Origin of the sequence: Borrelia persica No12, assembly GCF_000500045.1 — a bacterium.
Taxonomy (GTDB): Bacteria; Spirochaetota; Spirochaetia; order Borreliales; family Borreliaceae; genus Borrelia; species Borrelia persica.
Genome location: NZ_AYOT01000133.1, coordinates 1 through 1,983 on the forward strand (window position 1 = coordinate 1; position 1,983 = coordinate 1,983).

Genomic DNA, 1,983 nt, shown 5'->3' on the forward strand with positions numbered 1-1,983 from the left:
GTCAAGGATTTCAGGAGATTTTTGGCGTTTTTGGGAATGTTGTTGGTGATGCATTAGGCTTTAATGTTGTTAAATCAGATGATAATAGAAGCAAAGTAGGAGAACACTTTAAGAAAATAGGAGATGGACTTACAACAACTAAGAATAAGTTAAACGAGCTATCAAGTAAAATCTCTGAAGCTAAGAATGCTGAGGATAACACAGTTGAAACTGTTAAGGGTGCAATTAAAGGAGCAATTGAGATTTTTGAGCAACTAATTGCTGCTTTAACTAAACTGGCTAGTGTAACTAATGATGGTAACCCAATTGGTCATAATGCTGATGCTGTTCCTGGTGCTGCTGAAAAGGCTGGAGTTGAAGCTATTATTGGTGGAGTTCAAACTATTATTGAAGTAGCAGAGAAGTCTGGTGTAAAAATTGATGTTGGGAATGCTGGTGGACAGGTAACAGCTGCTGCTACTACTGATGCTCCTGCTGTACTTGGTGGTGCTAATGGCAATGCTGGTGCTAATGCTGGTCTTAAACTAGTAGCTGAGGTATCAAAAGCAGATCCATGGGCAATGATTGACAAAATTAAGAATGCTAAGGCTACTGTTCCTGCTGCTCTTGCTGGTAACAATAATAATCATGAAGCTGGAGCACTAGCTGCTTCTAATGCGAATGCTGGTGCGGCTAACAATGGTGCAAAGACCAATGCTGATCTAGTAGCAGCTGTAGCTTTAAAGGCTATGACTAAGGGTGGTAAATTTAGTGCTAATAATGCAGATACTGAAACAGTGAAAGCAGCAGCTGCAAGTGCGGTAAACAAAGTACTAGGGATACTTGATGTAATAATTAGGAAAACAGTGGCAAATAATCTAGATAAAGTAAGAGAAGCTTTTAAAGAAATACAATACTCAGATACTCCTGGAATTAATGCTACTGAAGCTAGTACTACTCAACCTACTACGAAATAATAAATCATTAAACTAAATAATAAAGTCATTAAAGGAAAACACTTTTCTATTTATGCAGAAGAGTTGTTTTCTTTTTTTTAGCATATGTGATCTATAGTATTAAATAAGGAGCAGTTGATGGAGCTAAGAAGGTATTAGGGGGAATTAAAAGGGCATTTAGAGTTGTTAAAAGAGATAGATGATGAGGAATGTAGTAGGAGCTGCATCAAGCAATTAACAAGGAGTAGCAGCAAATACAGAGGAATTAAAGAAAGCGTATCAAGCATTGAAAGGCATAGTAGAGATAGCGAAGACGCAACAAGTTAAAGAACCCAAGTGCAAGTAGTGTGACATTGATTCAAGCATTAATAGGAGTGGCTAATCCAGAGAATGGAGCCAAGGTCTTGACAGCAGGTGCTAATGCAGGTGCAAGCAGTGGGAGATAAAGCAGCATTAATAGTATCATCAGTGAGTGGATAGGAAATGTTAGAGTCAATAGTGAAATAAAAAGACACTGATGTTAAATCACTAGGGGGAGATGCAGAAGTAAATACAACTCCATTTGAATTTGCAAAAGGAACAGATAATACTGGTCATTTAGTACAGGGGGTAGCAAAAGCAGCAGCAGTAGCAGGAGGAATAGCCTTACGTTCATTAGTTAAAGATGGTAAATTAGCTGTACATAGTTATGACGATGACAAAGCAGTGCAATCATCAGGAAGAACTGCAGTAAATAAATTGTTAGTGTCATTGGAAGATATAGTTAAGAAGATAGTAAGGAATGTTCTTGAGAAAGTAAAGCAAGAAGTAGATAAAGCAAGGGCTCTAAAACCAGCAGTTTAAGAGTCAATTCAGTATAGTGAAATTAATTATTGCAAAAAGGTTATTTAAAGGAAACACTTCTTTTTTTCTGTGTTAGGCAAACAGGAAAGATGTTTTCTTGTTTAATTAATTGATTTCACTGTATTTCTTTTGTATTTTTTATTTGACATTCATTTATCATTTGTGCATTTCATGCATTTTTTTTATTAATTTGTGTTTTGTTTTG

The 1,983-nt window shown here is 36.3% G+C and carries 1 protein-coding gene and 1 pseudogene; both read left to right on the top strand.

Features of this window, described 5'->3' with window-relative positions:
* The coding region (locus U881_RS0102850; RefSeq protein ID WP_024653162.1) for a variable large family protein at positions 1 to 956 on the top strand (956 nt) is incomplete at its 5' end.
* Positions 957 to 1,066: 110 nt separating this feature from the next.
* Positions 1,067 to 1,778 (top strand): annotated as a pseudogene (locus U881_RS12245) (variable large family protein); the annotation flags it as partial.
* Positions 1,779 to 1,983 lie beyond the last annotated feature (205 nt).